The 5843-nt window shown below is 70.4% G+C and carries 5 protein-coding genes and 1 tRNA gene; 3 read left to right on the forward strand and 3 right to left on the reverse strand.

Annotation, left to right across the window (positions count from 1 at the left end; translation table 11 throughout):
* Positions 1 to 13: 13 nt before the first annotated feature.
* The gene (locus tag ACSNOH_RS32915; RefSeq protein WP_436725120.1) at positions 14 to 343 is read right to left on the reverse strand and encodes a hypothetical protein; all 330 of its coding nucleotides are present in this window, start codon (positions 341 to 343) and stop codon (positions 14 to 16) included.
* A 98-nt stretch (positions 344 to 441) separates the two neighbouring features.
* Between ACSNOH_RS32915 and ACSNOH_RS32920 the strand changes: the two genes are divergently transcribed.
* Positions 442 to 672, forward strand: a complete 231-nt coding sequence (locus tag ACSNOH_RS32920; protein ID WP_030365184.1) for a DUF4287 domain-containing protein — start codon at positions 442 to 444, stop codon at positions 670 to 672.
* 135 nt (positions 673 to 807) lie between these two features.
* Here the strand turns inward: ACSNOH_RS32920 and ACSNOH_RS32925 are convergent, their stop codons facing one another.
* Both ACSNOH_RS32925 and ACSNOH_RS32930 read right to left on the reverse strand, forming a co-directional pair.
* A complete protein-coding gene (locus tag ACSNOH_RS32925) occupies positions 808 to 1683 on the reverse strand; it encodes a Bax inhibitor-1/YccA family protein (protein WP_436725121.1) in 876 nt (291 codons plus the stop codon).
* A gap of 201 nt (positions 1684 to 1884) precedes the next feature.
* A tRNA-Leu gene (locus ACSNOH_RS32930) sits at positions 1885 to 1967 on the reverse strand.
* Positions 1968 to 2425: 458 nt separating this feature from the next.
* Here ACSNOH_RS32930 and ACSNOH_RS32935 point away from each other — a divergent pair.
* Positions 2426 to 3208: an ABC transporter ATP-binding protein gene (locus ACSNOH_RS32935; protein ID WP_424892093.1), complete on the forward strand. Its 783-nt coding sequence runs from the start codon at positions 2426 to 2428 to the stop codon at positions 3206 to 3208.
* Positions 3209 to 3279: 71 nt separating this feature from the next.
* The gene (locus tag ACSNOH_RS32940) at positions 3280 to 5799 is read left to right on the forward strand and encodes an ABC transporter permease (RefSeq protein WP_436725122.1); all 2520 of its coding nucleotides are present in this window, start codon (positions 3280 to 3282) and stop codon (positions 5797 to 5799) included.
* Positions 5800 to 5843 lie beyond the last annotated feature (44 nt).

Consider the following 5843-nt stretch of genomic DNA (forward strand, 5'->3'; position numbering starts at 1 on the left):
CCCGTACGCCCCGCTACACACCACACCGCTTCGCCGCCGCCTCCACCAAGGCCACCGCCTCCGCCGCCCCGGCCCCGCCCCCGGCGGAATCCGCGACGAGCGCCGCCGCCAAATCGTGACCGGCCACCGCCACTTGGTCGGCGACCGCGAACATCCCGGCCTCGGGCATTTCCCTGGGCGCCCCGGCCCCGGGTTCCTCGATCCGCTGCGCACGCGCGGCCAGTTCCCGGGCCAGGGTGAGCGCTTCGGCGGCCGCCCCCCTGCTCAGGCGGGACTGCGGCAGAGCGCGCAGCCGGTCGGCGAAAGCGTCCACGGCGGCCAGAAGAGACGTCACATCATCCACAGCGCGAGCCTATGCGCCGTTGCCGGACTGTTGCCAACGTCTGCACACTCGGGCACGGTGACATGAAGGACCATCATTCGACGCGTCCGGAGGCGCCGATGTCCCACGTCTTCTCCGACGAGACCCACCGGAACCTGCTCTCCCGAATCCCCCACTGCACCGGCCGTGAAGTCGCCGACTGGCTGCGCACGGTCGAAGAAGGCCCTTCCCTCTTCCGCTTCGAGGAGAAGGTCAGCTGGCTGCGCGGAGAGCACGACCTCGCATATGGCCACGCCAAGGCGATCGTCCACGAGTACGACCTCCGACGGGCGGCTCGGAAGCTGCTGTAACGGGCAGCGCCCCGCATTCCCCATGGCGCACGCGTACGACGAAGGGCCCGGGAACACTTCCCGGGCCCTTCCTCTTCAGCCGTTTCTTCAACCACCGGCAACCACCGGCAGTCAGCCGGACGGCCGGACAGCCGGTTAGTCCTCGTTGAGCACGCCGATCAGCTGCAGCATCTGGACGTAGATCCACACCAGCGAGACCGTGAGGCCGAAGGCGGCCATCCACGACTCCTCGCGGGGCGCGCCGTACTGGACGCCGTCCTCGACCTGCTTGAAGTCGATCGCGAGGACCGCCGCGCCGATCAGCACGCCGGCGATGCCCACGAGCACGCCCAGCCAGCCCGTGCGCAGGCCGAGGCCGTCACCGCCGCCGAAGACGGCGAAGAGCAGGTTCACCATCGTCAGCAGGACGAAGCCGATCAGGGCGGCCGTCACGAAGCGGACGAAGCGGCGGTCGACGCGGATCAGACGGGTCTTGTACGCGATGAGCACGCCGACCGAGACGAGGATCGTGCCGAGCACGGCCTGGACCGGGGCGCCCTGGGCGAAGTGGTTGTAGGCCTTGCTGACCACGCCGAGGAAGAGGCCCTCCAGCGCGGCGTACGCCAGGATCACGGCGGGGACCGGCCTGCGCAGGAACATCGACTGCGCGAAGACCAGGAGCGCCGCGACGAGGCCGGCGCCGAAGCCGAGCCCGACGGGGAGGTTCATCCCCCAGCCGACGGCCGCACCGAGGATCACCAGGCCGAGCGTCATGCCGGTGCGCATGACGACGTCGTCCATGGTCATGCGGCCGGTGGTGGCCGGGGCCTGCGGATACCCCTGCTGGAGATCCGGGCCGCCCTGGGCGTACGGGTTGGTGGCGTACGGGTTGGCGGGCTGCGCGTACGGGTTGCTCGCGTAGGGGTTTCCGCCCTGGGCCGCGGTCCCGGCCTGCGGCGCCGCGGCGAAGCCCGCGTAGCCGTTGTTGTTGCCGCGGAACCGCCGCGAGAAGACCGGGTTGCTGCTCCTCATCCTTCACTCCATCCGTGGCCACCCTGCGCGGCCTTGCGACCAAGGGTAATAGGTGGGCAAAGAAATGCGCTCGTGCTTGGGAAGGATCTTTTCCGGCGCACTGCCCCGCCCCTACGGGGAGAACGCAAACGGGTGGCACCCGGTTCCCTACGGAGAGGCACCCGGTTCCCTACGGAGAGTGGGGGACACAGAGCAGCTGAGTGCCCGGAGCCGGACTTGAACCGGCACGGCCCGAAGGGCCAGCGAGGTTTAAGCTCGCCGTGTCTGCATTCCACCATCCGGGCAGCGCTCTCGGGCGTACAGGCGTACAGGCAGGAAAGGCGCGCGCGCCTTCCTGGTAAGAGGAGAGCAGGACGAGCCTAGCCGGGCAGCGCCCCCCAAACAGCGGAACGATGACCCGAGGTTGTCTTATTTTATTGGCAACTGAGGGTGCATCAGTGCAGGAACGACGCCAAAGGCACATGCCACGGGCCGATACCCCCCGTTCACCGGGAGGGGCCGGACGGGGTAGGGAATTGTCGCAATCTCGCCGCCTTCCGACCGGTGCCCGGCCGACCCCGGTCGCCCCGTGCGGCCCGCCCCCGGCATCCCCGCGCTGTCATACCCAAGGATGAGGAGCGGCGGCCCGGGTCCGACCGAGGTCTGCCCCGGGAACGGGAGCTGGGTCTGATCCCGCGCGCCCGATCGGCGCCGACGATGGAGTGGTCCCCTCAAGCCGTCGTCCCGACAGGAGCCTCCCACCGTGACCACCTCCCCCTACGGCGTCCAGACCGCCGCCCGCCCCACGGCAGTGGCAGCCCGCGCCACGGGCCTCACCAAGGTCTACGGACAGGGCGAGACCCAGGTGGTCGCCCTGGACGCGGTCTCCGTCGAGTTCCGGCAGGCCGAGTTCACCGCGATCATGGGCCCCTCGGGCTCCGGCAAGTCCACGCTGATGCACTGCATGGCCGGCCTCGACACCGTCTCCGGCGGTTCGGCCACCATCGGCGACACCGAGCTGACCACGCTGAACGACAAGAAGCTCACCCGGCTGCGGCGCGACAAGATCGGCTTCATCTTCCAGGCCTTCAACCTGCTGCCGACGCTGACGGCCCTGGAGAACATCACCCTGCCGATGGACATCGCCGGCCGGAAGCCCGACCGGCAGTGGCTGGACATGGTGGTCGACACTGTCGGGCTCTCCGGGCGCCTCAAGCACCGCCCCAACCAGCTCTCCGGCGGCCAGCAGCAGCGCGTGGCGGTCGCCCGCGCCCTGGCCGGCAAGCCCGAGATCATGTTCGCGGACGAGCCCACCGGAAACCTCGACTCGCGCTCCGGCGCGGAGGTGCTGGGCTTCCTGCGCAACTCGGTGCGCGAGCTCGGCCAGACCGTCGTCATGGTCACCCACGACCCCGTGGCCGCCTCCTACGCGGACCGCGTGGTCTTCCTCGCCGACGGCCGCATCGTCGACGAGATGCGCGAGCCCACCGCGGACGCGGTCCTCGACCGCATGAAGCGCTTCGACGCCAAGGGCCGCACCAGCTGAGGACGGCCCCGCCGCCTCCCGCTTCCGACGACGGCCCGGCTCGGGCCCACTCCCCCAGGACACCACAGACCATGTTCCGTACCGCCTTGCGCAACGTTCTCGCGCACAAGGCCCGGCTGCTGATGACCGTCCTCGCCGTGATGCTCGGCGTGGCCTTCGTCTCCGGCACCCTGGTCTTCACCTCGACCATCTCCGCCGCCCAGCAGAAGAGCTCCGAGAAGGGCTTCACCGGCGTCGACGTCGCCGTCCAGCCGCACCGGCAGAGCGGCGACAAGGGCAACCCCGGCGAGGCCCCCAAGCTCACCCAGGCCCTGCTCGACCGGGCCGCCGCGGTGCCCGGCGCGGCCGGCGCCACCGGCAGCGTCAGCGGCTTCGCCGCCATCGCCGACAAGCACGGCGAGCTCATAGGCGAGGGCTTCAACTCCACCGGCGCCAACTACTACCCCGGCACCGGCGGCAAGGACGCCCGCTACCCGATCAAGAGCGGCCGCGCGCCCCAGGGCCCCGGCGAGATCGCCCTCGACGCCAAGACCGCCGAGCGCGGCGGCTACAAGACCGGCGACACCGTCCGCGTCTCCGTCGACGGCCCGGTGCTCCGGCAGAAGCTCGCCGGCATCTTCACCACCGACGACGGCAACGTCTCCGCGGGCGGCAGCCTCGCCCTCTTCGACACCCCCACCGCGCAGAAGCTCTACGGCAAGCCCGGCGAGTTCGGCGAGATCTACGTGAAGGCCACGGCCGGCACCTCCCAGGCCGCCCTCAAGGCCGCCGTCGAGAAGGTCCTGCCCGCCGACGCCGAGGCCACGACCGGCAAGCAGCTGGCCGACGAACAGGCCCGCATGATCGCGCAGGACCAGGACGCCCAGCGCACCATCCTGCTGACCTTCGCCGGCATCGCGCTCTTCGTCGGCATCTTCATCATCGCCAACACCTTCACCATGCTGGTCGCCCAGCGCACCAAGGAGCTGGCGCTGCTGCGCGCGGTCGGCGCGAGCCGCCGCCAGGTCACCCGCTCCGTGCTCATCGAGGCCTTCCTCATCGGCACCGCCGCCGGCGCCGCCGGCCTCGTCACGGGCATCGGCATCGCGGTCGGCCTGCGGTCGCTGCTCAAGGGCAACGGCGCGCCCCTGCCGGACGGCCCGCTGGTCATCGAGCCGTCCACGATCCTGGTCTCCCTCGCCGTCGGCATCGTCGTGACCATGCTCTCCGCGTGGCTGCCCGGCCGCCGCGCCGCGAAGATCCCCCCGGTCGCCGCGATGAACAGCCTCCACGCCGTGCCCACCACGCGCTCCCTGGTCGTGCGCAACGCCATCGGCGGTGCCCTCACCGCGATCGGTGCGGCCGTCGTGCTGACCGCCTCCGGCAGCAACACCATGGGCATGGGCGCCGCGGTGGTCCTCATCGGCGTCTTCGTGCTGACCCCGCTGTTGTCCCGCCCGATGATCGCCGCGGCCGCGCCCGTGCTGCGCCTGTTCGGGATGCCCGGAAAGCTCGCCCGGCAGAACGCGGTCCGCAACCCGCGCCGCACCGCCGCGACCGCCTCCGCGCTGATGATCGGGCTCACCCTGATCACCGGCATGACCGTGATCGCCGGCAGCGTCCAGCAGGCCATCGACAAGCTGGCGACGTCCTCCATGAAGGCCGACTACGTCGTCTCCATGGCGAGCATGACCTCGCTCTCCCCCGACGTGGAGAAGAAGCTGGCCGCGCACCCCGACGTCGCCGCCACCAGCCCGCTGCGCATGTCCCCCTCCCGCGTCGACGGTGACTTCGAGAACCTCACCGGCGTCAACGGCGCCACCATCGGCAAGCTGACCAGGCTCGACTTCACGGCCGGCTCCTTCGAGGGCCTGTCCGGCAACAAGGTCGTCATCGACGACGCGACCGCCCGGACGCACCACTGGAAGCTCGGCTCCTCCGTCCCCGTCACCTTCGAGGACGGCAAGAAGGGCACGCTGACCGTCTCCGGCGTCTACAAGGGCAACGACCTGATGCGCGGCATCATGGTCGACACGAAGACGATCGCCCCGCACCAGAGCGAGATCACCGACCGCCAGGTCATGGTCAAGACCAAGAACGGCGCCGGCGCGTCCGTCAAGGAGTCCCTCCGCAAGGCCCTCGGCGACAACCCCGCGGTCCAGATCCAGACCAAGAAGGACATCTCCAACTCCATCGCCAAGGGCATCAACCTGCTGCTGAACGTGCTCTACGGCCTGCTGGCCATGGCCGTCGTCGTCGCCGTCCTCGGCGTCGTCAACACCCTGGCGATGTCGGTCTTCGAGCGTCAGCAGGAGATCGGCATGCTGCGCGCCATCGGCCTGGACCGCAAGGGCATCAAGCGGATGGTCCGCCTGGAGTCGCTGGTCATCTCGCTCTTCGGCGGAGTGATGGGCGTGGGCCTGGGCGTCTTCTTCGGCTGGGCCGCGGGCGACCTCATCAGCAAGGCCCTCAGCACCTACGAGCTCGTGCTCCCCTGGGGCCGGATGGGCCTGTTCCTGCTGCTGGCCGCGGTGGTCGGCGTGCTGGCCGCGCTGTGGCCGGCCCGCCGGGCGGCGAAGCTGAACATGCTCTCCGCGATCAAGGCGGAGTAGCGGCAGGATCCCGAGCGCGGGGCCCGGTCCGTACGGACCGGGCC

The sequence above is a fragment of the Streptomyces sp. URMC 127 genome (genome assembly GCF_051386535.1).
GTDB lineage: Bacteria > Actinomycetota > Actinomycetes > Streptomycetales > Streptomycetaceae > Streptomyces.

Bases quoted from the DNA above. Each gene is read 5' to 3' on its own strand.
- ACSNOH_RS32920 (WP_030365184.1), top strand. From the start codon at position 442: ATGTCCCACGTCTTCTCCGACGAGACCCACCGGAACCTGCTCTCCCGA.
- ACSNOH_RS32925 (WP_436725121.1), bottom strand. From the start codon at position 1,683: ATGAGGAGCAGCAACCCGGTCTTCTCGCGGCGGTTCCGCGGCAACAAC.
- ACSNOH_RS32940 (WP_436725122.1), top strand. From the start codon at position 3,280: ATGTTCCGTACCGCCTTGCGCAACGTTCTCGCGCACAAGGCCCGGCTG.